This window comes from Mycobacterium celatum, assembly GCF_002101595.1.
GTDB lineage: Bacteria > Actinomycetota > Actinomycetes > Mycobacteriales > Mycobacteriaceae > Mycobacterium > Mycobacterium celatum.
Map to the genome: position 1 here is coordinate 77,895 of NZ_LQOM01000011.1, position 25,036 is coordinate 102,930.

The window sequence follows — 25,036 nt, forward strand, 5'->3', positions numbered from 1 at the left end:
ACAGTCAACGACTTAGAGTTGGCTCTAAGTCAAGCGGGGAGGTTGCGATGGCCCTGACGATCGGTGACGTTGCCCGCGAATCGGGCGTCGCCCCGACCACGCTGCGCTACTACGAGAAGATCGGCCTGGTGCCGGCGCCGGCGAGGATCGGCGGTCAGCGTCGCTACGACGACGCGGTGCTGGCCCGGCTGGAAGTCATCCGGCTGTGCAAATCGGCCGGCTTTCGCGCTGGATGAAATCCAGGTGTTGTTCGCCGACGACGCGCCCGGGCGCCCGGTCAGCCGGGCCCTGGCCGAGGCCAAACTCGCCGAGATCGACGCCCAGATGGCGTCGCTGGCGCGCGCCCGCGCGGTGATCGAGTGGGGAATGCGCTGCACCTGCCCGTCAATCGACGCCTGCACGTGTGGCATTCATGCCGCCTTGCCCTTGTAGACGACGCCCTCTTTCATCACGAAGTCCACCTGTCCGGTGACCTCGATGTCGGCGAACGGATCACCGGGCATCGCGACCAGATCGGCGACCTTGCCCTCGGCAATCACGCCGAGGGCGTCGAGCCGCAGCAGTTCGGCGGCAACGCTGGTGGCGGCTTGCAGGGCCCGCAACGGGCTGATGCCGGTGGACACCATCATCGGGAATTCGCGCCAATTCTCGTGATGGGGAAACATGCCTGCGTCGGTGCCGAACGCGATGCGCACGTTGCTGTCGGCCAGCCGCTCGGCGGCGTCCAGCAACGGCCCGCGGTACTTGCGGAACTTGCGCAGCGCGTACTCGGGAACGTCGGCCAGAAACGGGTCGTCGGCGGGGCGCCGGGCGCCGGAGAGGATGGCGTACTGCGTCGGGACCATGAAAACCCCAGCGTCCTCCATCATTCGCAATGTCTCGGCAGAGGCGAGGTTGCCGTGCTCGATGCTGCGCACGCCGGCGCGCACGGCGCGCTGGATGCCTTCGTCGCCGTAGCTGTGCGGGGTGACCGGGATGTCGAGGTCGGTGGCCGTGGCGACTAAGATGTCCATCTCATCCTGGCTGTAGGTGGGGCGGCCGGGATCGTCGGACGGCGAGGCGAACCCGCCGGTCGCCGCGAACTTGATCCAGTCGGCGCCGGCCCGGATCTCCTGCCTGACGCGCGAGCGGATCTCGTCACCGCCGTCGGCCGCGGCCAGCTCGAGCGGCCGCGTCGCTCCCTGATATTCGTCGGCGAGAAAACCGCTGAAGTCACCATGTCCGCCGCGGGCGGAGATCATGTGCGGCGCCACCACCATCCGCGGCCCCTCGATGATGCCTGCGGCCACCGCGTCGCGCAGGTCGATCGTCGGATAGTCGACGTCCCCGCAGCCCAAGTCGCGGACCGTGGTGAACCCGTTGTACAGCAAGGCTTTTAGCACCGGCAGGGATTTCAGCGCCTTGGCGGTGCTCGACTTCCCGGCCAGCTCCGGGCCCAGCGGCGGCGCTACGCTCACATGGGTATGGCAGTCGATGAATCCCGGTGTCAGCGTGTGCCCGGACAGATCGACCACCCGCGCGTCGGCTGGCGCTACGAGTGTGTCGGCGACCAGCTGGATCCGGTCGTCGACGACGAGCACCTGCCGCGGAGCGGCGAAGTCTGACATCCCGTCCCATACGTTGGCACCGGTGATCAGCGTCGCCGTCATGTCGGCGAACCTACTCCTGCGCCGATCCCGTTTGTGCTCTGATCGGAGTACCGAAGGGAGACGGACATGACCACCGCCCGAACGTTGCCCGAGGCATTCCAGCGCACCGTGGCGATCGATCCGGATGCCGTGGCGCTGCGCACGCCCGGTGACACGCAAACGTTGACGTGGCGCGAATACGCGGCGCAAGTGCGTCGGGTCGCGGCCGGGCTGGCCGGGCTCGGGGTGCGCCGCGGCGACACGGTGTCGCTGATGATGGCCAACCGGATCGAGTTCTACCCGCTCGAGGTGGGCGCACAACACGTCGGCGCCACGTCGTTCTCCGTGTACAACACGCTGCCCGCCGAGCAACTGACCTACCTGTTCGGCAACGCGGGCACCAGGGTGGTGATGTGCGAGGCGGCCTACGTCGACCGGATCCGCGCCAGCGGTGCGCCCATCGAGCACATTGTCTGCATCGACGGTTCACCGCCGGGGACGCTGTCGGTTGAAGATCTATACGCCGCCGCCCGCGAGGACTTCGACTTCGAATCCACTTGGCGGGCAGTACAACCCGATGATGTCGTCACCCTCATCTACACGTCGGGTACCACCGGCAACCCCAAAGGTGTGGAGATGACGCACACCAACCTGCTATTCGAAGGGGAAGCTCTCGATGCCGTTCTCGGTGTCGAATTCGGCGACCGGATAACCTCTTTCCTTCCCTCGGCGCACATCGCCGACCGGATGATGGCGCTGTACAACCAGGAAGTCTTCGGAACGCAGGTGACCGTGGTGTCCGACGCGCGCGCCATCGCGGCTGCCTTGCCGGATGTGCGGCCCACCATTTGGGGCGCGGTGCCCCGGGTATGGGAAAAGCTCAAGGCCGCAATCGAATTCGCGGTGGCGAACGAACCGGACGAGGAGCGCCGTCTCGCGTTGCAATGGGCATTGGCGCTCGCCGGGAAAAAGGCCGAGGCGTTGATCGCCGGTGAGCCGGTACCCGATGACGTGGCGGCGGAATGGGCGACGGCCGACGAGTTGGTGCTGTCCAAGCTGCGCGCCAGACTGGGGCTGGACCAGTTGCGGTGGGCGGTGTCCGGGGCGGCCCCGATTCCCAAGGAAACCCTCGGTTTCTTCGCCGGTATCGGCATCCCGATCTCCGAGGTGTGGGGCATGTCAGAGCTCAGTTGTGTTGCGAGCGTGGTGCATCCCCGTGAGGGACGCCTCGGGACGGTGGGCAGGCTGCTGCCGGGGCTTGCGAGCAAGATCGCCGACGACGGCGAGTTCCTGGTACGCGGGCCGCTGGTGATGAAGGGCTACCGCAAGGAGCCGGCCAAGACCGCCGAAGCGATCGACCCCGACGGCTGGCTGCACACCGGCGACATTCTCGACATCGATGCCGACGGCTACCTGCGAGTGGTCGACCGCAAAAAGGAGCTGATCATCAACGCGGCCGGAAAGAACATGTCGCCGGCCAACATCGAGAACGCGATCATGGCGGCCTGCCCGATGATCGGTGCGATGGTCACGATCGGTGACGGCCGGCCGTTCAACACCGCGTTGCTGGTCTTCGACGCCGACTCGGTGGCGCCCTACGCCGCCCAGCACGGTCTCGACCCGTCGGCCGCGGCGTTGGCGGCCGACCCGGAGGTGATCGCGCGGATCGCGGCGGGGGTGGCCGAGGGTAACGCCAAACTGTCGCGGGTCGAGCAGATCAAACGTTTCCGGGTGCTGCCCACACTATGGGAGCCCGGCGGCGACGAGATGACGCTGACGATGAAGCTCAAACGGCGCCCGATCGCGGAGAAGTACGCCGCCGAAATCGAAGAGCTTTACGCCAGCGAGCCGGGACCCGACGTACACGAACCCAAGGCCGCCTCGACAGTGCAACCCGCTTAGTCGCGCGACAGGGCCTTGAACCCCAGGCCGGACATGACAGCCACCGCAGCGGCGGCCAGCACCGACGGCGCAGCGCTCGTGGTCAGCAGCCCGACGATCAGGAAGGTAGCCAGGCCGGCAAGCAGCGCGACCAGCTTGTAACGCGGCCATGGCACACCGGCGAGCAGTACGGGTTGCGGGGCTGTCACAGAGTTCAGGATACCGGGCACTCGAGTTTTCGGCCAGCCGAAACACCGGATCCGGGGCGCCTCGGACGGGTGCCTTCTAAGGTGGGTGGCATGCCACTATCAGGTGAATACGCACCGAGCCCGCTCGACTGGTCGCGGGAGCAAGCCGAAAAGTACGCCGCCTCCGGCGGGACCGAAGGCACCGAGATGCAGGGAAAGCCCGTCATCCTGCTGACCACGATCGGAGCCAAAACCGGCAAACTCCGCAAGACGCCGCTGATGCGGGTCGAGCACAACGGCGAGTACGCGATCGTCGCCTCGTTGGGCGGTGCCCCGAAAAACCCCGTCTGGTACTACAACGTCAAGAAGAACCCGCGGGTCGAGTTGCAGGACGGCGCGGTCAGCGGCGACTACGAGGCGCGCGAGGTCTTCGGCGACGAGAAGGCCGTTTGGTGGGAGCGGGCCGTCGAGGCGTGGCCGGACTACGCCAAATACCAGACCAAGACCGACCGGCAAATTCCGGTGTTTGTGCTGACCCCTGTGCACTGAACTGCCTGTTAGGTGGCACCATTGACCGGTGTCCGCCGAACCGAGCCAAACGCCGAGCACCCCGGTCACGGGGCCGTTGACCGCGGCCGACATCGACGCGGCGGCTGACCGGATTGCCGGGGTGGTCACACCGACGCCGCTGCAGCTCTGTGAGCGGCTGTCTGAGATCACCGGCGCCAGGGTCTACCTCAAGCGAGAAGACCTGCAGTCGGTTCGTTCCTACAAGTTGCGGGGCGCCTACAACCTGCTGGTGCAGCTGTCGCCGGAGGAGGTCGCTGCGGGCGTGGTGTGCTCGTCGGCGGGCAACCACGCGCAGGGCTTCGCGTTCGCGTGCCGGGCATTGGGCATCCGCGGGCGGGTCTACGTGCCGGCCAAGACGCCCAAGCAGAAGCGTGACCGCATCCGCTACCACGGCGGGGATTTCATCGAGCTGATCGTGGGCGGCACGACCTACGACCTGGCCGCCCAGGCGGCGCTCGACGATGTGGCCAGGACCGGCGCCACCCTGGTCCCACCGTTCGACGACGTGCGGACCATTGCCGGGCAGGGCACCATCGCCGTCGAACTGCTCGACCAGCTCGGCGCCGAGCCGGATCTGGTGGTGGTGCCGGTCGGCGGCGGCGGCTGCATCGCAGGTATCACCACCTATCTGGCCGAGCGGACGACGAACACCTCGGTGCTGGGCGTCGAACCGGCGGGCGCGGCGGCGATGATGGCCGCGCTGGCCGCGGGGGAGCCGGTGACGCTGGACCACGTCGACCAGTTCGTCGACGGCGCCGCGGTGAACCGGGCCGGGACGCTGACGTACGCGGCGCTGGCCGCCGCCGGGGACATGGTGTCGATCACTGCGGTCGACGAGGGTGCTGTCTGCACTGCGATGCTGGATCTCTACCAGCACGAGGGCATCATCGCCGAGCCGGCCGGTGCGCTGTCGGTGGCGGGTCTGCTGGAGACCGACGTCGAGCCGGATTCGACTGTGGTGTGCCTGATTTCGGGCGGCAACAACGACGTGTCGCGTTACGGGGAAGTGCTGGAGCGCTCGCTGGTTCATCTGGGCCTCAAGCACTACTTCCTGGTCGACTTCCCGCAGGAGCCGGGTGCACTGCGCCGATTCCTCGACGACGTGCTCGGCCCCAACGACGACATCACGCTGTTCGAGTACGTCAAACGCAACAACCGGGAGACCGGCGAAGCGCTGGTTGGCATCGAACTGGGATCAGCGGCCGACCTTGACGGGCTGCTGGAGCGGATGCGGGCCACCGAGATTCACGTCGAGGCTCTCGAGCCGGGCTCGCCGGCCTACCGCTACTTGCTGTAACTAAAGCGAAAAGGGATTCTCCACCCGCACGCCGGCGTAGTCCTCACGGTCGCTTAGATCCTCAGAGAGGACGACATCGCAGCCCAGCGAGCGCCCGGCTTCGATGATCGCGGCGTCCCAATAAGAGATGCCGCACCGCCGACGTGTTGCAAGGGCGGCTTGCATCAACCCGGCTGTGATGGGTGCAACCGGAAACCGCATGAACGATTCCACCAACTCGACGGCCTGCTCATGCGTGATGGGATCCGGCCTGTTGCTTCGGGTCGCTTGGACGTAAAACTCCTGCAGCACTTGGACGGAGAGCGCCACGTCGCGTGAAGCCAGGATCTCGTTGGCGCGTTTCGCCTTGTCCCGCTCCTGCCGATCGCGTGATATCGCGTACAGCAGAACGTTGGCGTCAACGAACCGCACGTTCGTGGACGTCGTCGCGGCTCACGCGATCACTCGCGCGGAACCGTCGGATTTCACTCTGGACTCGCCGCTGCTTTGCCTCAAGGCGGGCGAACTCCGTCTCACGCTCCGAAAGCGAGTGCAGGAACTCCGCGACGAGCGCGCTGAGGGACTTGCCGAGCTCGGCGGCCCGAATCCGCGCCTGGCGATACACATCGTCCGACACCGAGACGGTGATATTCTTCACAGATTCACAGTAACACATTTTCTGTGATCCTCGGGTCTAGACGACCTGGACCAGCGATTCATCGTTGGCGCGAAAGATCGGTTCGAGCGGCACGGCGAATTGCGCGGCCATCGCCGTCAGCTCTTTCGACCAGACCTGGTCGGCCGGTGAAACCGGGCCCCGGCCCGGCCGGGTCAGCAGTAATGCCACCGTGCTGCCCGAAGCGACGTCGTCTAGCAGCGTGCGCAGTGCTGACATCAAATTGTTCAGGATTTCGGGATGCGGTCGCGGCCGGATCGGCAGGTGGCTGAGCACCTTGGTCAAGCAACGATCCGGACCGACGAAAGCGAACCACAGCATCCGCTCGCCAAATCCCAGTGGTCCCATAAGCGCACGCCACCGCTGACGCAGATCCTCAGCTGAATACACCGGGTCGGTTGCGGACTCGACGGGCGGAATTGGCAGCAGTTCGCGATGACTCATGTGCGAATCATGGGCGGGTCGGGGACTGGCCGGTAGTCAGCGATCCACAACCCGCAAAATCGCAAAAGAGTGGCCGGGCAGTTCCGTGGACGTGTCGCCGACGTGCGGCGGGTCCCACTCCAACATCACCTCACCGGTGACCGGAATCGCTGCGGCGTCGGCACCGAGGTTGCAGGCGATGCGAAACCGGCCGCGGCGCATCACGATCCAGCGCTGGTCCTCGTCGTAGTCGATGGCCAGGTCGTCAAGCCACGGATCGGCCAGGTCGGGTTCGTTGTGCCGCAACCTGATCAGATCTCGGTAGACCTGGAGCAGCCGTAAGTGTTCGCCGGCATCGACCTCGTCCCAGTCGAGTTTGGAACGCTGGAATGTCTGCGGGTCCTGGGGATCGGGGATGTCGTCGGCGTCCCAGCCGTGCTCGGCGAACTCTTTTTTGCGGCCCTCGGCGGTCGCGCGGGCCAGCTCGGGTTCGGGGTGCGAGCTGAAGAACTGGAACGGGGTGGACGCGCCCCACTCCTCGCCCATGAAAAGCATTGCCGTGTACGGAGACCCGAGCACCAGCGCGGCTTTGACGGCGAGCTGGCCGGGGGACAGGCTCTGTGATGGGCGATCCCCGAGAGCCCGGTTGCCGACCTGATCGTGGGTACAGGTGTAGGCAAGCAGCCGAGTGGCCGGAATCTTCGACGTGTCGAGCGGTCGGCCGTGGCGCCGGCGCCGAAATGACGAGTAGGTGCCGGCATGGAAAAAACCGGTGCGCAGCGTCTTGGCCAATGTGGCGAGCGACCCGAAATCGGCGTAATAGCCCTGCCGTTCGCCGGAGACCGCGGTGTGGATCGCGTGGTGGATGTCGTCGTCCCACTGCGCGGTGAGTCCATAGCCATTTTCGCTACGCGGGGTGATCAGCCGCGGGTCGTTGAGGTCGCTTTCGGCGACCAGCGAGAGCGGGCGGCCGAGTTGCGCTGCGAGCGCATCGGTTTCGGCCGCGAGTTCCTCGAGGATGTGGATCGCGGTGGTGTCCACCAGCGCGTGCACGGCGTCGAGCCGCAGCCCGTCGGCGTGGAAGTCGCGCATCCAGCGCAGTGCACAGTCGATGATGTAGCGGCGCACCTCGTCGGAGTCGGCGTCGGCGATGTTGATGCCCTCGCCCCACGGGTTGCTGCCCGACGACAGGTACGGGCCGAAGCGAGGCAGGTAGTTGCCCGACGGCCCGAGGTGGTTGAACACGGCGTCGATCAACACCCCAAGGCCCCGGCGATGGCAGGCGTCGACGAACCCCACTAGCCCGTCCGGGCCGCCGTACGGCTCGTGCACCGCGTACCACAGAACCCCGTCGTATCCCCAGCCATGCGTGCCGGAGAACGCGTTGACCGGCATCAGCTCGACGAAGTCGACGCCGAGATCGACCAGGTAGTCCAGCTTTTCGATCGCCGAGTCGAAAGTGCCGGCCGCGGTGAAGGTTCCGAGATGCAGCTCGTAAATCACCGCTCCCTCTACCGACCGGCCGGCCCAGTCTTCGTCGGTCCAGGTCGCTGCCGACGGGTCCCACAGCTGCGACCGCTCGTGCACCCCGTCGGGCTGTCGGGCCGAGCGTGGATCGGGCAGGACGGTCGGGTCGTCGTCGAGCAGGTAGCCATAGCGGGCGGCGGGCGCCGCGTCTACGGTGGCGCGCCACCACCCGTCGGCCGAGCGGCTCATCGCGTGCACCGCGCCGTCGACGTCGAGGCGCACCCGTTCGGGTTTCGGCGCCCACACCGCGAATTCAGGCATCGGTGCGCTCCAGCAGAACAACGGGCAGTTCGGCGAACAAGTCGGCGGCCGCGGCCGGTCCGCTCCATCGCCTGCCGGTCAGCGTGTCGGTCCAGGAGCCGTCCGGTACCGGCACCACAGTGTCGCCCCAGCCGGTATCTTCGAGGCGAAATGTCCAGCGGGTGATCGCGACTACGACGTCGTCGCCGCGCCGGAAGGCCACCACATGATCGGCGGCGTCCCCGGCGGCCAGCACCGGATGGTAACCGCCGCGTAGGAAGGTGTCCGGGCGGGCGTGCCGCAGCCGCAGCGCCGCCGCGACCACCCGGATCTTGGGGTGCGCCAACGTTTTCAGCGCCTCACGACGCGCGGCGTAGTCGACCGGGCGCCGATTGTCTGGGTCGACCAGGCTGTCGTCCCACAGCTCGGTGCCCTGGTAGATGTCCGGGATGCCGGGGACGGTCAACGCCAGCAACTTCTGCCCCAACGCATCGCTTTCGGCGTGCGGACGCAGCTCGGCCACCAAGCTGGTCAGCTCGCGGGCCGCGGGCCCGTCGAGCACTTTGTCGAGCCAGCGGTGCACGGCGCCCTCGAAGTCGCTGTCCGGGTCGTGCCAGGAGGTGTGCCAGGCCGCTTCGCGGATCGCCTTTTCGGTATAGCCGTGCAGCCGCTCGCGCAGCTCCGCGGTGACCTGGCCATCGACGGGCCACACCCCGAAGATGTTCTGCCACAAGAACAATCCGGTCGCCGGGTCGGGAGACGGTGAACGGGTTTCCCAGCGGGCGACGAATTCGGCCCACAGCGACGGCACTTGCGACAGCACACCGATACGCGCCCGGACGTCCTCGCCGCGTTTGGTGTCATGGGTGGTCAGCGTCGTCATGGACTGCGGCCACAGCCGGGCCCGGGTGGCGGCGCTGTGGTGGAACTCCGCGGCGCCGACGCCGAACCGCTGCGGGTCGCCGCCGACCTCGTTAAGAGATACCAGCCGGGCGTCGCGGTAGAACAGGCAGTCCTCGACCGCCTTGGCGGTCACCGCACCGCACAGTTGCTGCAGCCGAACCGCCGGCTCGCCGCCGCCGGCGAGCGCGGCGGCGATCAGCTGTAGCGGCGGTCCGAGTTCCGGTGCGCCCGCTTGGGTTTCGGCCAGAGCAGTCGGCAATATCGCCGCCAGCCCGCGGTAGTCGCTGCGGTACACGCCGATGTGGCCCAGCAATGCCGCCACCGCCTCGGCCAGCAGCGGATGGTCGGCACCGGCAGCGGCCACAACCGAGCGACGCAGCCTGGCCAGCTCGCTGGCCAGCGTGACGGTGGTGGCGACACCCTTGAGTTCACCGAGCAGCGTAGGCATCGCGTGGTAGTCGACGCCGGCGGATTCGAACAGCGCCGTCAAAGCCGGCGCTCCGCCAGGATCGACGAAAAGGCCGCCGACTTCCCGCAATACGTCGTAGCCGGTGGTGCCGGCGACCGGCAGCGTCGGCTCCAGCGCCTCGTCGACCGCCAAAATCTTCTCGATCACGATCCACGTGTCCGGCCCGAGCAGCGCGCGCAGCCACGCCAAATACCCAGCGGGATCGGACAACCCGTCGGGATGGTCGATGCGCACGCCGTCGACGAGTCCCTGGCCGACCCAGCGGGCCACTTCGGCATGCCAGGCGTCGAACACCGCGCGGTCTTCCTGACGCAGCCCGGCCAGCGACGTGATCGAAAAGAACCGGCGGTACCCGCATACTCCGTTACGCCACCCGACCAGCCGATAATGCTGGCGGTCGTGGACCTCGGCCCCGGTGCCGCCGCCCGTGCCCGGGGCGATCGGAAACGCCAGGTCGCCGAGCCGCAGCAGGTCGCCGTCCACGGTCAGGTCGGCGACGTCGTCGTCGGAACCCAACACCGGCAAGATGATTCGGCCCTCACCGACATCCCAGTCGATGTCGAAAAACGCCGCGTAGGCCGACGACTGGCCGTGCCGCAGCACATCCCACCACCACGGGTTCTGCTCGGGTTTGTCGATGCCGACGTGGTTGGGCACGATGTCTACGACCAGACCCATGCCGCGGGCACGCGCCGCCGCGGACAGCCGGGCCAGGCCGTCCGCGCCGCCGAGTTCTGTCGACACGGTGGTCGGATCGGTGACGTCGTAACCGTGCGTAGACCCGCTCACCGCGGTCATGATCGGCGACAGGTACACGTGTGACACCCCGAGCTCGTCGAGGTAATCCAACAGGTCCTCGGCGTCGGCGAAGGTGAACGCGAACCCGCTCGATGCGCCGCGTAGTTGCAACCGGTAAGTCGCCAATACCGGATAAGCCATGCGTTACAACGTCTTACGCAGCACGAGCAGAGCACGGCCCGGCAGCGAGATCTCGTCGCCGTCGTTGACCACCAGTTCCACTTCACCGCATGCGTCGGTGGTGTCGAGCACCGCCGTCCACTCGTGGGCGTAGTCGTCGGGAGGCATGACGAAGTCGACTTCGTGGTCGTGCGCGTTGAAGCACAACAAAAACGAGTCGTCGACAATTCGCTCGCCCCGGCGGTCGGGTTCGGGGATCGCGTCGCCGTTGAGGAACACCGCGATGCCCCTGCCGAAGTCGCTGTCCCAGTCCTCGGGCGTCATCTCCTGGCCGGCCGGTGTCAGCCAGGCGATGTCGCGGACCTCCTCGCCGCGGCGAATCGGCTGGCCGGCGAAGAACCGCCGGCGGCGAAACACCGGGTGCTCGGCGCGCAGGCCGGTCACCTTGCGGGTGAAGGCCAGCAGGTCGGCGTTCTTGTCGGCCAATGACCAGTCCATCCAAGACAATTCGGAGTCCTGGCAGTAGACGTTGTTGTTGCCTTGTTGGGTACGGCCCATCTCGTCGCCGTGCGCGATCATCGGCGTGCCCTGCGACACCATCAGCGTGGCCATGATGTTGCGCATCTGCCGGGCCCGCAGCGCCAGGATGTCGGGGTCATCGGTGGGTCCCTCGACGCCGCAGTTCCACGACCGGTTATAGCTCTCCCCGTCGCGGTTGTCCTCGCCGTTGGCCTCGTTGTGTTTCTCGTTGTAGGACACCAAGTCGTGCAGGGTGAACCCGTCGTGGGCGACGACGAAGTTGATGCTGGCGGACGGCCGCCGCCCGGTTGCTTCATAGAGGTCGCTCGACCCGGTCAGCCGGGACGCGAACTCGCCCAGGGTTGCGGGTTCCCCCCGCCAGTAGTCACGCACAGTGTCCCGATATTTCCCGTTCCACTCAGTCCACAAACCTGGGAAGTTGCCAACTTGATAGCCGCCCTCGCCGACATCCCACGGCTCGGCGATCAGCTTGACCTGGCTGACCACCGGGTCCTGCTGCACCAGATCGAAGAACGCGCTCAATCGGTCGACGTCGTAGAACTCGCGGGCCAGCGTGGAGGCCAAGTCGAAGCGGAATCCGTCGACGTGCATCTCGGTCACCCAGTACCGCAGCGAGTCCATAATCAGCTGCAGGGTGTGCGGGTTACGGGCGTTGAGGCTGTTGCCGGTGCCGGTGAAATCCTTGTAGAACCTCAGGTCTTCGTCTTCCAGCCGGTAGTAGGCGGCGTTGTCGATGCCGCGGAAGTTGATCGTGGGACCCAGATGGTTGCCTTCGGCGGTGTGGTTGTAGACCACGTCGAGGATCACCTCGATGCCGGCCTCGTGGAAAGTGCGGACCATGGTTTTGAATTCGGCAACCGCGCCCCCGGCCTGCCGGTTCGCCGCGTACTGGTGGTGCGGCGCGAAGAACCCGAACGTGTTGTAGCCCCAGTAGTTTCGCAGCCCCAGCTCCACCAACCGGTGGTCGTGCAGGAACTGGTGCACCGGCATCAGTTCGATCGCAGTGACATTCAGCGACTTGAGGTGATCGATGATCGCCGGGTGAGCCAGGCCCGCGTAGGTGCCGCGCAGCTCTTCGGGGATACCGGGATGGGTCTGCGTCATCCCCTTCACGTGCGCTTCGTAGATGATCGTTTCGTTGTAGGGCGTGCGCGGCGCCCGGTCCGAAGCCCAGTCGAAATACGGATTGATCACCACACTGGTCATCGTGTGGCCGAGCGAGTCGACCCTCGGGGGATTGCCGGTGTCGGCGGGATCCTTAGCCGCGACCGCCATGTCGTAGGAGAACAGCGCCTGGCCGAACTTGAAGTCACCGTCGAACGCCTTGCCGTACGGGTCGAGCAACAGCTTGCTGGAGTCGCAGCGATGCCCGGCGGCCGGCTCGAACGGCCCGTGCACCCGAAAGCCATAGCGCTGACCGGGACCGACGTTCGGCAGGTAGGCGTGCCACACGTAGCCGTCGACCTCTTCGAGGTTGACGCGGGTCTCGGCACCGTCCTCGTCGATCAGGCACAGCTCGACCTTTTCGGCGACCTCGGAGAACAACGCGAAGTTCGTCCCGCCGCCGTCGTAGGTTGCCCCGAGCGGATAGCTGTTGCCCGGCCATACCGTGGTCAGGGTGGGCACGCTGTCCGATTGCAGGGCCGAGCTATTCGATGCCATCAGTCAAACCTATCCGTGCCGCGGACGGGTCACCACCAGCCGGTCGCCGCGGCGATCTGCCGGCCCAGTTCGCCCGCCAGCGTCCGCATGTAGGTCGCGGACAGGTGATGAGCGTCGTGGTAGATCAGCACATTTCCCTCTACCGCGCGGCAGATGTCGGGCCGGCAGATCGCATCGCTCATGTCCAGTGGCTTCAGTAGCGGAAACTGCCCGACGAAATCGAGAGTCGGGTTGCGCTCGGACAGCACATCGGAGCGCTTGATCCCGCACGACTGCGGATTGCCGCCCTTGGCCAGGCAGTCGGCCGGCTGGAATGGGTTGCCCTCCTTGACCAGCCACGGCGTGTCGCGCATGGCCAGTACCGGAATGTTGTTGTCGGAGAACGTCTGCCAGATACCGATGTAGGTTGCCGGCATCACGTCCCCGGGTTTGATGTTCCACGGCCGGGTGGACGTGGTGAACACATAGTCGGGACGGTCGGCGACCAACTTTGCCATGGTCTTGCCTACCCACTCATGGCACTGCGGATACGCCGCATTGTTGCCCATGATCAGCGGGACTTCCTCGGTGGACAGCGGGCAACCCATCTTCAGGTAGGTCACCACCTTGAAGTTGTGCATGCGGCCCAGCAGGTCGAGTGCGGTGAGCCAGTGTTCGGCGTGCGACCCGCCGGCCAGCGCGATGGTGCGGGTGGCGTCGTGGTCACCGTAGGTGCAGTTGATCAGCGCCGGGTTGTTGAAGTCGCTGATGCAGCCGTCCCGGGTCGACGGCGGCACGTCCTTCTCGGCCTCCAGCACGGTCGGCCGCATCCGCAGCTTGGGCACCCGCACGTGCTTGACCAGCGCACGCGCTCCCGGATAGTCGCGTGCGCTGAGCCCGCTGAGCTCCTTGCCGTCGGCGCGCTGCACGGTGACATGCTCGCGCCAGGTGAACGATGTGGCGGTGAGGGTGACGCCCAGCAGCGCCACCACCGAACCGAGCGCGATCGTCGGCCGGCGCAGCCGTTGCCGCCACGGAATCACCGGCTGCGGAGCCGCGTGCACCGGCGCCCGGTAGCGCAGCGGATCCTCGACATGGCGCAGGGTCAGGTAGGCCAGCACACCGGAGATCAGCAACACCGCGGTGCCCTCGATGAAGTTGGCCCGCCGGTGGCCGGTATAGGACAGCCAGAAGATCAGCAGCGGCCAGTGCCACAGGTACAGCGAATAGGCCATCGCCCCGAGGGTCACGAGCGGCCCGGTCGCCAGCATCCGGTTGGGCAGTGGCAGCCGGTCGCGGGTGCCGGGATCCGCCTGGCGGTTGGCCCCGGCCAGGATGAACAGCACCGTCGCGCCGACCGGGACCAGTGTCCACGGCCCGGGGAATTCCCGGACGCCGTCGATGAGCGCACCGCAGGACACGATCGCCGCCAGGGCGACGGTCGCGACCAGCGTGCGCAGCCACATCGGCCAGCGGATGTAGGGGACCAGCGCGCCGGCCAGAGCGCCCAGCAGCAGCTCCCAGCCCCGGGCGAAGCTGTTGTAGTAGGCGGTCGCCTGGTTGGCCTGGTGCGCGAAGATCGCGAAGACGAACGACGCCGTCGTCAGCGCGCTCAGCACCACGATGAACGTCGTCCGCAGTCGGTGGCCGAACCGGCGCCGGCACACATACGCCACACCGAAGACGAGCGCCAGGAACGCGACATAGAACTGGCCCTGCACCGACATCGACCAGATGTGCTGCAGCGGGCTGACCGCCTCGCCCGCGCGCAGGTAGTCGGCGACGGTGTGGGCCAGCTCCCAGTTCTGGTAGTAGCCCAGGCTGGCCAGGCTCTGGTTGGCGAACGTCTCCCAGCGGGTCTGCGGCTGCACAAGGATCGTCAGCACGGCGCATCCGGCGAGCACCACCACCAGCGCCGGCAGCAGCCGGCGCACCAGCCGGGTCACTTCGGGCAGCAGCGACAACGACGACGCGGGGTTGAGCGCGGTGCGAAGGACCTTGCCGCCGAAGAAGAATCCGGACAGTGCGAGGAATACGTCGACGCCGCCGGAGACCCGGCCGAACCAGACGTGGAACATCGCGACCAACGCGATCGCGATACCGCGCAGGCCGTCGAGGTCGTGGCGGTAGAAACCTGTCTTGCGGTTCCCCATCGCGGCCGGTGCGGAATCCGACACGGCCGCGGGCGCCGGGCGGGTCGGGGACAGGGCAATCATGATCGACAGTCAATTTACCTAACCTGTCGACCGTTCCCCGGCGCGCTCGTGGCGCCGATTACTCGATGATCCGGGTCAGGTAGGGCGTCATGTTGGTGGTGCGTGCGGCCGAGACCGTGACGGCGGGCTCGGTCGCCTCGATCATCTGCCCGTTGCCCAGGTAGATCGCGACGCTCTGGCTGCCGCCGGGGCCGTAGCAGATCAGGTCGCCGCGACGGGCCTGCGCGGGCGGCACCTTGCGCCCGACATTGCATTGCTGGCCGGAGGTCCGCGGCATCTTGATTCCGGCACCGGCGAAGGCGTACTGGACCAGCCCGGACGCGTCGAAGCCGACGGTAGCCGCATTAGGGACGGTTGCAGCGCCCGGCAGCGTGGGGGTACCCGGGTAGGCGCCGGCCCGTGGAACCGTGCTGACACCCGGGACCGAGTTTCCGCTCTGGCGGACGCCGTTGGTGGGCCCGGAGGCGTCGCCGCCGCCGTAGACGTAAGGCACTCCACGCTGAGACAGGGCACGCTGGATCACGATGTCGATGGGTTGCCCATACCCTGTTCGCTGGTCGGCGGCCGCGATGCCGGCGTTGACGACCGCGGGGGCCGCCAACACCGCCAGGCTGGCCGCGACGGCGTAGACGCGTTTCATGGGATTCCACCCCTTCTCGACGGCTGCATTCACAACAGTCACTTGAGTCACTCTTGTAACAGAGCGTACCGGCAGCCGATGCGCCGGCTACGCCGGCGAGGAGAAATTTGTCGGACCGTGACCCAACGGTGACCGCATTTCGGCGAAACCTCGAATATCGTGCGGCCCGTTGTGATTTGGCTCTCAATCGCGTCAGTGCCAATAGGGTTCGCTGAAGGCGGTTATCGCCGCGCCGGCCAACGAGCTGAGCATGACAATGGCAACCGCCAGCAGCGGCCAGAAGAACAGGTACCAGCCCTTCACTAGGGACACGAACGGGCCGATCACCGCCGCGGCCGCCGCTGCGCCGATGCCGCCCCACACCACCGGGTAGATCCATTGGTCGATCCCGAACGGCACCGGCGGGCAACTGTCCGCCGGACACACGGCGGCGAGGAAGCCGAACAGCGCCGAGGGCAAGCCCGTGGTGGCGGCCACGACCACGACAACCACCCAGATCGCGGCGGTGCAGATCAGGTCCCAGACAGCCAGGCGTACCCGGGGCCTCGGCGGTTGGTCGGGGTCGGTGGTCATGCCGCCAAGTGTTGACGAGCAGACGCAAAATGCCCCAATTTCGTGCGGAAAATGGGGATTTTGCGTCTGGTGGCCGGGCAGGGCCCGGCGAACACTTCTGGACGATCTACCCTCTGTCTCCATGCCTGCGTTGACTCCTGAGCAGATCAGCGCGATCGACGCCGCGCACCTGTGGCACCCCTACAGCACGATCGGCGCGGAAGCCGTGGCCCCGGTGGTCGCAGTCGGCGCCCGCGGCGCGTGGTTGACGCTGATCCGCGACGGCCAACCGGTCGAGGCGCTGGACGCGATGAGCTCCTGGTGGACCGCGATCCACGGTCACGGCCATCCGGTGCTGGACAAGGCGCTGGCCGCCCAGCTGGACACGATGAACCACGTCATGTTCGGCGGGCTGACCCACGAGCCCGCCGCCCGGCTGGCCCAGCTGCTGGTCGACCTGACGCCCACGGGGCTGGAGACCGTGTTCTTTTCCGACTCCGGGTCGGTGTCGGTGGAGGTCGCGGTCAAGATGACGCTGCAGTACTGGCGCAGCCGCGGCCAGTACGGCAAGCGGCGGCTGATGACCTGGCGCGGCGGCTACCACGGCGACACCTTCACCCCGATGAGCATCTGCGACCCGGACGGCGGCATGCACTCGCTGTGGACCGACGTGCTGGCCAGCCAGCTGTTCGCCCCGCAGGTGCCCCGCGACTACGACCCGAACTACACCGCCGCGTTCGAGGCGCAATTGGCCGAGCATGCCGCCGAATTGGCTGCGGTGGTGGTCGAGCCCGTCGTGCAGGGCGCCGGCGGCATGCGCTTCCACGACCCGCGCTACCTGGCCGACCTGCGCGATATCTGCAGCCGGTACGGGGTGCTGCTGGTTTTCGACGAGATCGCCACCGGCTTCGGGCGCACTGGCGAGTTGTTCGCCGCCGACCACGCCGGCGTCAGCCCGGACATCATGTGCGTCGGCAAGGCGCTCACCGGCGGCTACCTCAGCCTGGCGGCCACGCTGTGCACCGCCGAGATCGCGCGCACGATCAGCTCCGGGGCTGCCGGGGCGCTGATGCACGGGCCCACGTTCATGGCCAACCCGCTGGCCTGCGCGGTGTCGGTGGCCAGCGTGGAACTGTTGCTCGGGCAGGACTGGCAGACGACAGTCGGCGACATCAGTGCCGGGCTGACCATCGGGCTCGAGCCCGCCCGCAGTTTGCCCGCGGTGACCGATGTGCGGGTGTGCGGCGCGATCGGCGTCATCGAATGCGACCGGCCCGTCGACCTGGCCGTGGCCACCCCCGCGGCGCTGGACCGCGCGGTGTGGCTGCGGCCGTTCCGCAACCTGATTTACGCGATGCCGCCGTTCATCTGTACGCCCGCCGAGATCGCGCAGGTCACCTCGGCCATGGTCGACGTTGCGGGCCTCGTAGGCTAAGCGCCGATGGAAGCACCGATCGACACGTCGCCGCTGGCCTGGCTGGAGGCGGTGGAACAGCAGCGCCGCGCGGCCGGATTGCGGCGCTCGTTGCGGCCGCGCCCGCCGGTGGCCACTGAGCTGGACCTGGCGTCCAACGACTACCTAGGTCTCTCGCAGCATCCCGCCGTCATCGAGGGCGGCGTCGACGCGCTGCGCACCTGGGGGACCGGCGCCACCGGGTCGCGGCTGGTCACCGGTGACACCGAACTGCACCAGGAATTCGAGACTTCGCTCGCCGAATTCGTCGGCGCCGCAGCGGGTTTGGTGTTCTCCTCGGGATACACCGCCAACCTCGGCGCGGTGGTCGGGCTGTCCGGCCCGGGTTCGCTGCTGGTATCGGACGCCTACTCGCACGCGTCGCTGGTCGACGCGTGCCGGCTGTCGCGGGCGCGGGTGGTGGTGACCCCGCACCGCGACGTCGACGCCGTCGACGCGGCGTTGGCGGCGCGCGACGAGGAGCGCGCCGTCGTCGTCACCGACTCGGTGTTCTCCACCGACGGCGCGCTGGCACCGTTGCGGGAGCTGCACGGGGCGTGCCGGCGACACCGCGCGCTGCTGATCGTCGACGAGGCGCACGGCCTCGGGGTGCGCAGCGGCGACGGTCGTGGGCTGCTGCACGAGCTCGGGCTGGCCGGCGCGCCGGACGTGGTGATGACGACGACGCTGTCCAAGGCGCTCGGCAGCCAGGGCGGGGCGGTGCTCGGCTCGACCGCCGTACGCGACCACCTGATCGACGCCGCCCGGCCGTTCATCTTCGACACCGGTCTGGCGCCGGCGGCGGTGGGCGCGGCGCTGGCGGCGCTGCGGGTGCTGGCCGCCGAGCCGTGGCGGCCGAAGGCGGTGCTGCAGCACGCGCGCACGCTGGCGCAGATCTGCGACGTCCCCGAGGTCCCGGAGTCGGCCGTCGTCTCGGTGATTTTGGGGGACCCCGAGGTGGCGCTGGCCGCCGCGACCGCTTGCCTGGAGGCGGGGGTTCGGGTCGGGTGTTTCCGGCCCCCGACGGTACCTGCGGGCACCTCGCGGCTGCGGCTGACCGCGCGGGCGTCGCTGGACGCCGAAGAGCTCGACCTGGCCCGCAAAGTGCTGACCGACGTGCTGTCAGGTCGTTGACGGTCCTGGTCGTCACCGGCACCGGAACGGGCGTCGGCAAGACGGTCGCCACCGCGGCGCTGGCCTGCCATGCCCGCCAGGCCGGCCTTGACGTCGCGGTGTGCAAACCGGTGCAGACCGGCACCGACACCGGTGACGACGACCTAGCCGACGTGGCCCGGTTGTCGGGGGTCACCAAAGTGGTTGGGTTGGCGCGCTATCCGCAACCGCTGGCGCCGGTGGCCGCCGCCGAGCTGGCCGGGAGGAGTCTGCCCACCCGCGACGACATACTGGGCGCGATCCGCGGCGTCGACCGGGCGGGCCGGTTGACCCTGGTCGAGGGTGCGGGCGGGTTACTGGTCGAGCTGGCGCGGGACCAAATCACCTTGCGCGACATCGCCGTTGGCCTGTGCGCAGCGGTGCTGGTGGTGGCGACCACTGAGCTCGGCACCCTCAACCATACCGCGCTCACATTGGAAGCGCTTAGTGCGCAACAGCTTTCGTGCGCGGGGCTAGTGATCGGCAGCTGGCCGCGGCAACCGGGGGAGGTAGAAACAACCAACCGCTGCGCGCTGGAGCGGCTCGCGCCGGTGCGGGCCGCGCTGCCGGAGGGGGCCGGATCAATGACGCCTGCGGAATTCTCCGCAATGAGCGCGCAGGCTTTCGACCCTGACTGGGTGAGCGCATTGGTCGGCTGATGGTTCATTCGATCGAGCTGGTCTTTGACCCCGACAGCGAGACGGCCATCCGCCGGATCTGGGAAAGCCTGGCCGCCGCCGGGATCCCCAGCCAGGCACCGGCGTCGCGCCCGCACGTGACGCTGGTGGTGGCCGACCACATCGCGCCAGACGTCGACGCGCTGTTGGCGCCCGTCGCGCAGCGGCTACCGCTCCCGTGCACCGTGGGGGCGTCGCTGCTGTTCGGCAAGAGGGCTGCGATTCTGACGCGGCTCGTCGTTCCGACGGCCGACCTGCTGGCACTGCATGCGGAGGTCTACCGGCGCTGCCTTCCGCACATGACACCGGCGCCCATGCCCAATTGCCTGCCCGGGCAGTGGACCGCGCACACCACGCTGGCGCGCCGGGTCGGCGGACATCAACTGGCCGGGGCGTTGCGCATCGCGGGGCGCCCGGCGCAGCTCGACGGCCGCTTCGTCGCGCTGCGCCGCTGGGACGGCAACAAGCGCGCCGAACACCCGATCGGCTAAGCTAAGCGGGCACTCGCGCCTGTTGTACCCAGGCGCGGCGCTCATCGATCGTGCGACAAAGGTCCTGCAGCAGCAGCGGTTTGTGCATCACCAACTCGACGAGGTGATCGCGGTCGATTTCGAGCGCCGTCACTTCCGCCGCGGCATACGCATCGGCCAGGTTGGGTTGGCGGGTCAGCGCGGTCACGCCGAGGAACGAGCCATCATCCAGGGTGCCGACCACGACAACCGACCCGTCCTGGGCGACCGCGGTCAACCGGACGCTCCCGGCGATCAAGAAGGTCATCTTGTCGGGCACGCGGCCGGCCTGCTCGACGATCTCGCTCTCCCCGTAGCGGACGATTTTCGCGTGCGACCGCAGCGCCTGCTGATCCGTTTGGCTGAGCCGCAATACCGACCCGCAACCATTCGCAGCGCTTGTTCGATGCGCTCGGTCGTCGAAATGTCGTCTTCGGCGCCGTCGAGATGAAGGCCTTCACGCCGTGCGCCATACCAGAGCCAACGCAAAAACGTGGCCTGTGCGGCGGAGTCGTCCGCCGGCGACTTCAACCCGATGGTGACGCGATACTCGGTGCCGCCGACGGGCGTCGCCGTCGCGACGACCTCGGTTCTGCGCTGCGGCAAAGCGGTCGCGACCCGGGTCAGCAGCGCGCACACCCGGTCAGGCGGGTCGGCTTCGGAAAACGTGGTCGTGATCACCAAGTGGTGTCCGCCGGGGGGACGGCTGAGATTGGTGAACGAGGTGGTGGCGAGCACCGAGTTCGGGGTGATCTGCAGTCCGCGGCCCGTCTGGATGTGGACCGAACGCCAGTTGGCCTCCACAATTTGCCCTCGGGCGGCCGGGGTGGCCAGCCAGTCGCCGATCCGGAACGGCTGCTCGAACAACATGAACAGGCCCGAGACGATCTGCCCGACGGAATTTTGCAGCATCAGGCCGATAACCACCGAAGTCACACCCAACGCGGTGAAAAGGCCGCCGACCCGCACGCCCCAGACATAGGACAAGATGACCGCCAGGCCCGCGCCGATCAGCAAGAACCGGGTCACGTCGAGGAAGATGCCGGGGATTCGCTGGCGCCAGGACCCCTGCGGTGCGCCCTCGAACACCGTTGCATTCAGCCCGGACAGCAACAGCACAAGCACCACAAAGCCGAACACCGTCGCAAGGACACGTACCGACGTGAACTGAGCGGGCATCTTCGCCACCTGCACGAGCAGCACCAAAAGCGCACCCAACGGGACAAGATAAGTGCGGAGCAGCATGACGGGCCGGGCGAGATGACTGTTCTTGCGGGTAAGGCTCTGATGCCACTCGGTAAGGCCGATCAGCAGCAGCGGCAAGCCGAACACGACGCTCGCGGCCCAGTAAAGCGTTGACGAGCCAATGCTGTTCACTGTTCCTCCGACAATCGCCAGATCTGCTGTTCGGCGTCGCCGACGGTGATGGTGCCTGCCGGCACGAACTGGCGGATGTCGCGCGTCGCCTCGTACACGTCTGCGGTGACATAGATTCCCGACTGCCCGGATTGCGTTGTGCCGCTGCGCATCTGGTATGCCAGGTTGACCGCCGCCCCCCACATGTCGTAAACCATGCTGGATCGTCCAACCAGTCCGCTGATGACGTTGCCGCTGTTGATACCGGCTCGGAGGGCCAGATGGTAGCCCGTTCGACTGTTGAAACGCCGGACGATTCCTTGCATTTCGACGGCGAACTCGACGGTGCGGTGGATGCTGTCGAGGCGGGGGACGTTCAGCGCACAGCTGGCGAGGTAACCGTTGTGCAACGTGCGAATCGGCTCGATACCAAGTGCTTCCGCGGCGGAATCGAGCTCCTGGATGAGCTCGTCGACGATCCCCACCAGTTCGTGGCCCGATAGCCGGTTGGATATATCGTCCAGGCCGATGATGTCGGCGAAGATGACGGTGACGTCTTGGTGTTCTTGAGCAATCTGTTCGCCCTCGCGGTAACGCTGCGCGACCGGCTCGGGCATCAATGACCCCAGCAGGCGGTCATTCTCCTTTCGCTGTTCGGTCAGCAGGTCTTCTTTGAGCTGCAAATTCCGGCTCATCTCATTGAAAGCGCCAGTGAGTTCACCGATTTCATCGCGTGAGGTCACTGGGATCGTGACGTCGTAGTTCCCGGCGCTGATCTCCTGCGTGCCGGCTTGGAGCCGTCGAATGGGCCGCACGAATATCTGGGCGACCAGTAATGCTGCCACACAGACGACGAAAACCATTGCCGTAGTCGTCACCACCAGTGTTCGCGTCAGCGCCACTATCCTGGCGTCGGCCTCGGCGGTTTCCCTGGTCGCCAGGATCGACCAATGCAGATCGGAATTCGGCACGGCCAGCGGAGCGTAGGCCACCAATTCCCGGCGGCCGAGATAGCTGGTGTCGATAACGGTTCCGGTCTGGCCGCGTTGCGCGGCGCTCACAGCTGCTGTCGCGACGGGCTGCACCAGTGTGGTGCCACCCCACCTGATCGCTTTGTCGGCAATATCGGGTCGGGTCCCTGTCGATACCACGTCACTCTTGTATCGCTGGGGGTCTTCGAGGAATAGCCGCGAATCGGACCGCATCGCGTTGTCGGGGCCGGCGAGATAAGTTTCGGCGGTCCGGCCCATACCGGCGGCCTTCCATTGCCTGTCGGCCGTCATGATGCGATTGACCTTGGCGATCGGCAACGGCAGCGCCAGCACTCCCGCCGCTTTACCGGGTGGGCCGATCGGCGCAACCAAACACGCGATGGGCGCGCCGAGTTGAGGCTGATACGGCTGAAAATCGGTGATCCAGACGAAATCTGTGGAGTTCGCGGCCATTGCCTTCTCATAGGCGCCACGCAGGTTCGATTGCCGATACGGGCCGGTGAGGATGTTGGTGCCGAGCGAGGGGCTTTTCCGCACGCTGTAAACCACGTTGCCGCGGGTGTCGAGCAGCAATGCGTCGCGATATTCGAAGCGCACCGCAATCTCTCGGAAGTAATCGTTGAAGCGGGCATTCGCTGCCGACCAAGCGCTGCCGTCGCCGGCGTCGCCGGGCGCGGACGACGCCGGCGCGACGGTGTAGTGGGCCTGCAGATATTTCTGCGAATTGCTGCTGGGCAGTAGGGCGTTGAGGTCCAGCTTGGTGCCGGTGTAGCGTTCGACGGGTTTGATCACTTTGTCGGTGTAATAGTTCACCAGTGCCTGTTGCTGTCCGGGGTCGACCGTCGCGTTGGACAGTTAATCGAAGCCGGCGGTGAACGCCTGGACCGCCTCCATTGCGGTCGACCCGCGGCTGTAAATGACCACCGAATTGGACAGGTCGGAGAACAGCGTCTCCACCGCCCGCTTTTGCGACTCGCGCATCTGCGTCATCCGCTCGGAAGCGGCGGGCAGCAGCGCGTTACGGGCGGCGACGTATTCGACGACGCCGATCACGCCCAATGATGTCAGGCTGGACAGCAGCAGCATCACATGACCTTGGACTGAATGCTGATCCGAGATAGCGCGCGGGCGACGCTTGCGTTTGTAGGCCGGTATCTTTTGCTCCGGGGGACCGGGTCGGTCGAGTGCCGCGACGTCAATTCGCTTCCTTTCGCCCCCGGTCCAGTGCACCAGCGGCTACGCAGGCTCGCCTACCCGCCGAACAGCAGATACAAACCGGTGAATGTGTAGCCAACCATGACCAGCATCATGGTGAGCTGGCCGGTGAGCTGATGGCCGGCCGGCAGCAACCGCAGCGCTTTGTCATGGGCCGCGATCACCGCCACGATGTGGCCGGTCACCACACAGGTCACCTTGACCGCGGCCAGCACCGAGGGATGCATCGACAGCACATACGCCACGTGTAAATGGGCCAGCCCCAACAGGTTCCAGCCCCAGCCGAGCGGATCGGCCAGCGCGAAGACGGCCTGCTGGCCGCGCTCCACGAGGTAGGACAGGTAGTGGGCAAAGATGTAGCCCACCACGATCGGGATCAACGAGTGCGCCATCTGCCCGGGCAGGGCGCGACGCTGCTCGCGGTCCACCCCGCCGGTTGCCCTCGCGGCGAACGAAAACGTCAGCGCCACAACGGAAATAAACACCAGAAGCCCGATGGTTCGCAGCGCCGGCGACGGCAGGGTCGGCGCGAGCCGGTCGGCAAAATTGCGCCAGGTCGGCGACGCCGAGTAGCTGTCGAATGCCGTCGACCCCAGCAGCACCGCCACGATCGCGACTACGCCCGGGCGGACCGGCAGCGACGGCAGATGGTCGAACGGGTTGCCGATCACTATCTGCCCCGAGACGGTGTTTCGGCGAAACGGCGAAAGCCGCGACACCGCCATGCTGTACACCCCGAACGGGTCGACCCGGGCCAGCCAGCGCTGGCCGCACAGCCAGGCCCCGCCCAGCAACACCACGGCGTAGGTCAGCACCCACCACCTGATCCACGGCAGCGACGCCGGGTTGGGGCTGGCCAATTCCATCCACACGAACGCGAACAACCCCGCTGCGGCGGGTCGATAACCCCAGCTTTCGGGATAGGACAGCCGCGGTCGGCCGAGCCGTTCCGGTGTGACGCGCCGCAGCAGTAGATACAGCGTGCGCACCGGCGAGATCACTCGCCACACCGGACCGAACAGCAGCGAAACCGCCACCAGGCCGACCCACAGCAGCACGTAGAACACCCCGAGCAGCGCGTTGTTCGGGGTTTGCGGGCCCCACAGCCCGGCCATCACCACCCACGCGGTGAACAGCAGCGCCGCCACGGCCACCGTCGCGCGCGTCACCCGGGCGTCCACCAGCGCGGTGACCACTTCCGGCAACGGGTGTCCAGGCTTGTCCGGATCGAATCTCGGCTTGCGCCAGGCGAAAGCGACCAACGCGAAGGTGAACGTCAACGCCCAGGCGGCGCCGACCATCGCGTACGCGTAGGGGACCGGAAGGTCGCTCGAGCCGCCCAGGCCGTGCGCCAGAACCGACGTCACGGCCGCTCCTCCTCATCGCTTCGCTCT

The 25,036-nt window shown here is 67.1% G+C and carries 19 protein-coding genes and 3 pseudogenes; 8 read left to right on the forward strand and 14 right to left on the reverse strand.

Features of this window, described 5'->3' with window-relative positions:
- Positions 1 to 47: 47 nt before the first annotated feature.
- Positions 48 to 432 (forward strand): annotated as a pseudogene (locus AWB95_RS01815) (MerR family transcriptional regulator).
- On the opposite strand, the gene AWB95_RS01820 reads toward AWB95_RS01815, so the two are convergent.
- Positions 411 to 1,649 carry a metal-dependent hydrolase family protein gene (locus AWB95_RS01820; RefSeq protein ID WP_062539346.1) on the reverse strand — a complete coding sequence of 413 codons (1,239 nt, stop codon included), beginning with the start codon at positions 1,647 to 1,649 and terminating at the stop codon, positions 411 to 413. The pseudogene AWB95_RS01815 and the gene AWB95_RS01820 overlap by 22 nt on opposite strands.
- Positions 1,650 to 1,715: 66 nt before the next feature.
- On the opposite strand from AWB95_RS01820, the gene fadD11 reads away from it, so the two are divergent.
- Positions 1,716 to 3,530 carry a fatty acid--CoA ligase FadD11 gene (gene fadD11 / locus AWB95_RS01825; RefSeq protein WP_062539345.1) on the forward strand — a complete coding sequence of 605 codons (1,815 nt, stop codon included), beginning with the start codon at positions 1,716 to 1,718 and terminating at the stop codon, positions 3,528 to 3,530.
- Here fadD11 and AWB95_RS01830 read toward each other — a convergent pair.
- A complete protein-coding gene (locus tag AWB95_RS01830) occupies positions 3,527 to 3,718 on the reverse strand; it encodes a hypothetical protein (protein ID WP_180276009.1) in 192 nt (63 codons plus the stop codon). The two genes, fadD11 and AWB95_RS01830, sit on opposite strands and share 4 nt — an antisense overlap.
- A gap of 90 nt (positions 3,719 to 3,808) precedes the next feature.
- On the opposite strand from AWB95_RS01830, the gene AWB95_RS01835 reads away from it, so the two are divergent.
- A complete protein-coding gene (locus tag AWB95_RS01835) occupies positions 3,809 to 4,246 on the forward strand; it encodes a nitroreductase family deazaflavin-dependent oxidoreductase (RefSeq protein WP_062539343.1) in 438 nt (145 codons plus the stop codon).
- A gap of 28 nt (positions 4,247 to 4,274) precedes the next feature.
- A complete protein-coding gene (ilvA, locus tag AWB95_RS01840; RefSeq protein ID WP_062539342.1) occupies positions 4,275 to 5,564 on the forward strand; it encodes a threonine ammonia-lyase in 1,290 nt (429 codons plus the stop codon).
- Here the strand turns inward: ilvA and AWB95_RS01845 are convergent, their stop codons facing one another.
- The 9 genes from AWB95_RS01845 to AWB95_RS01885 form a co-directional block, all read right to left on the reverse strand.
- The gene (locus tag AWB95_RS01845) at positions 5,565 to 5,975 is read right to left on the reverse strand and encodes a PIN domain-containing protein (protein ID WP_062539341.1); all 411 of its coding nucleotides are present in this window, start codon (positions 5,973 to 5,975) and stop codon (positions 5,565 to 5,567) included.
- Positions 5,962 to 6,201, reverse strand: a complete 240-nt coding sequence (locus AWB95_RS01850; protein WP_062539353.1) for a hypothetical protein — start codon at positions 6,199 to 6,201, stop codon at positions 5,962 to 5,964. Before AWB95_RS01850 ends, AWB95_RS01845 begins: the two co-directional genes overlap by 14 nt.
- Before the next feature lie 36 nt (positions 6,202 to 6,237).
- On the reverse strand, positions 6,238 to 6,663 hold the full coding sequence (locus AWB95_RS01855; RefSeq protein ID WP_062539340.1) for a hypothetical protein: 426 nt from the start codon (positions 6,661 to 6,663) through the stop codon (positions 6,238 to 6,240).
- A 36-nt stretch (positions 6,664 to 6,699) separates the two neighbouring features.
- Positions 6,700 to 8,430 carry a malto-oligosyltrehalose trehalohydrolase gene (gene treZ, locus AWB95_RS01860; RefSeq protein WP_062539339.1) on the reverse strand — a complete coding sequence of 577 codons (1,731 nt, stop codon included), beginning with the start codon at positions 8,428 to 8,430 and terminating at the stop codon, positions 6,700 to 6,702.
- Positions 8,423 to 10,720 (reverse strand): malto-oligosyltrehalose synthase, encoded by a 2,298-nt coding sequence (gene treY / locus AWB95_RS01865; RefSeq protein ID WP_062539338.1) that lies wholly within the window; start codon positions 10,718 to 10,720, stop codon positions 8,423 to 8,425. The genes treZ and treY overlap by 8 nt, the downstream gene beginning before the upstream one ends.
- Before the next feature lie 3 nt (positions 10,721 to 10,723).
- The gene (glgX, locus tag AWB95_RS01870; protein ID WP_062539337.1) at positions 10,724 to 12,901 is read right to left on the reverse strand and encodes a glycogen debranching protein GlgX; all 2,178 of its coding nucleotides are present in this window, start codon (positions 12,899 to 12,901) and stop codon (positions 10,724 to 10,726) included.
- A gap of 29 nt (positions 12,902 to 12,930) precedes the next feature.
- Entirely contained in the window at positions 12,931 to 15,096 is a 2,166-nt protein-coding gene (locus AWB95_RS01875; protein WP_062539336.1) for an acyltransferase family protein, read from the reverse strand.
- A gap of 58 nt (positions 15,097 to 15,154) precedes the next feature.
- The gene (gene ripD, locus AWB95_RS01880; RefSeq protein WP_062539335.1) at positions 15,155 to 15,736 is read right to left on the reverse strand and encodes an NlpC/P60 family peptidoglycan-binding protein RipD; all 582 of its coding nucleotides are present in this window, start codon (positions 15,734 to 15,736) and stop codon (positions 15,155 to 15,157) included.
- A 192-nt stretch (positions 15,737 to 15,928) separates the two neighbouring features.
- Positions 15,929 to 16,309, reverse strand: coding sequence for a hypothetical protein (locus AWB95_RS01885; protein ID WP_085167516.1), 381 nt, complete (start codon positions 16,307 to 16,309; stop codon positions 15,929 to 15,931).
- A 121-nt stretch (positions 16,310 to 16,430) separates the two neighbouring features.
- Between AWB95_RS01885 and AWB95_RS01890 the strand changes: the two genes are divergently transcribed.
- The 4 genes from AWB95_RS01890 to AWB95_RS01905 are packed head-to-tail and all read left to right on the forward strand — an operon-like array spanning position 16,431 to position 20,061.
- On the forward strand, positions 16,431 to 17,723 hold the full coding sequence (locus tag AWB95_RS01890; protein ID WP_085167518.1) for an adenosylmethionine--8-amino-7-oxononanoate transaminase: 1,293 nt from the start codon (positions 16,431 to 16,433) through the stop codon (positions 17,721 to 17,723).
- A 6-nt stretch (positions 17,724 to 17,729) separates the two neighbouring features.
- A complete protein-coding gene (locus AWB95_RS01895) occupies positions 17,730 to 18,875 on the forward strand; it encodes an 8-amino-7-oxononanoate synthase (RefSeq protein WP_085167520.1) in 1,146 nt (381 codons plus the stop codon).
- Complete coding sequence (gene bioD / locus AWB95_RS01900; RefSeq protein ID WP_062538202.1) at positions 18,872 to 19,552, forward strand: dethiobiotin synthase; 681 nt, start codon at positions 18,872 to 18,874, stop codon at positions 19,550 to 19,552. Before AWB95_RS01895 ends, bioD begins: the two co-directional genes overlap by 4 nt.
- The gene (locus AWB95_RS01905) at positions 19,552 to 20,061 is read left to right on the forward strand and encodes a 2'-5' RNA ligase family protein (RefSeq protein ID WP_062538203.1); all 510 of its coding nucleotides are present in this window, start codon (positions 19,552 to 19,554) and stop codon (positions 20,059 to 20,061) included. The genes bioD and AWB95_RS01905 overlap by 1 nt, the downstream gene beginning before the upstream one ends.
- Position 20,062: 1 nt before the next feature.
- On the opposite strand, the pseudogene AWB95_RS01910 reads toward AWB95_RS01905, so the two are convergent.
- The 3 genes and pseudogenes from AWB95_RS01910 to AWB95_RS01920 form a co-directional block, all read right to left on the reverse strand.
- A pseudogene (locus AWB95_RS01910) lies at positions 20,063 to 21,456 on the reverse strand (mechanosensitive ion channel family protein).
- Positions 21,453 to 23,626, reverse strand: a pseudogene (locus tag AWB95_RS01915) (adenylate/guanylate cyclase domain-containing protein). Before AWB95_RS01915 ends, AWB95_RS01910 begins: the two co-directional pseudogenes overlap by 4 nt.
- A 51-nt stretch (positions 23,627 to 23,677) precedes the next feature.
- Positions 23,678 to 25,009 (reverse strand): hypothetical protein, encoded by a 1,332-nt coding sequence (locus tag AWB95_RS01920; RefSeq protein WP_062538204.1) that lies wholly within the window; start codon positions 25,007 to 25,009, stop codon positions 23,678 to 23,680.
- Between the last annotated feature and the right edge of the window lie 27 nt (positions 25,010 to 25,036).

Coding starts and splice junctions, on each gene's coding strand:
- AWB95_RS01820 (WP_062539346.1), bottom strand. CDS start 1,649: ATGACGGCGACGCTGATCACCGGTGCCAACGTATGGGACGGGATGTCA.
- glgX (WP_062539337.1), bottom strand. CDS start 12,901: ATGGCATCGAATAGCTCGGCCCTGCAATCGGACAGCGTGCCCACCCTG.
- AWB95_RS01885 (WP_085167516.1), bottom strand. CDS start 16,309: ATGACCACCGACCCCGACCAACCGCCGAGGCCCCGGGTACGCCTGGCT.
- ripD (WP_062539335.1), bottom strand. CDS start 15,736: ATGAAACGCGTCTACGCCGTCGCGGCCAGCCTGGCGGTGTTGGCGGCC.
- AWB95_RS01905 (WP_062538203.1), top strand. CDS start 19,552: ATGGTTCATTCGATCGAGCTGGTCTTTGACCCCGACAGCGAGACGGCC.
- AWB95_RS01895 (WP_085167520.1), top strand. CDS start 17,730: ATGGAAGCACCGATCGACACGTCGCCGCTGGCCTGGCTGGAGGCGGTG.
- AWB95_RS01835 (WP_062539343.1), top strand. CDS start 3,809: ATGCCACTATCAGGTGAATACGCACCGAGCCCGCTCGACTGGTCGCGG.
- AWB95_RS01875 (WP_062539336.1), bottom strand. CDS start 15,096: ATGATTGCCCTGTCCCCGACCCGCCCGGCGCCCGCGGCCGTGTCGGAT.
- treZ (WP_062539339.1), bottom strand. CDS start 8,430: ATGCCTGAATTCGCGGTGTGGGCGCCGAAACCCGAACGGGTGCGCCTC.
- AWB95_RS01855 (WP_062539340.1), bottom strand. CDS start 6,663: ATGAGTCATCGCGAACTGCTGCCAATTCCGCCCGTCGAGTCCGCAACC.
- fadD11 (WP_062539345.1), top strand. CDS start 1,716: ATGACCACCGCCCGAACGTTGCCCGAGGCATTCCAGCGCACCGTGGCG.
- treY (WP_062539338.1), bottom strand. CDS start 10,720: ATGGCTTATCCGGTATTGGCGACTTACCGGTTGCAACTACGCGGCGCA.
- AWB95_RS01890 (WP_085167518.1), top strand. CDS start 16,431: ATGCCTGCGTTGACTCCTGAGCAGATCAGCGCGATCGACGCCGCGCAC.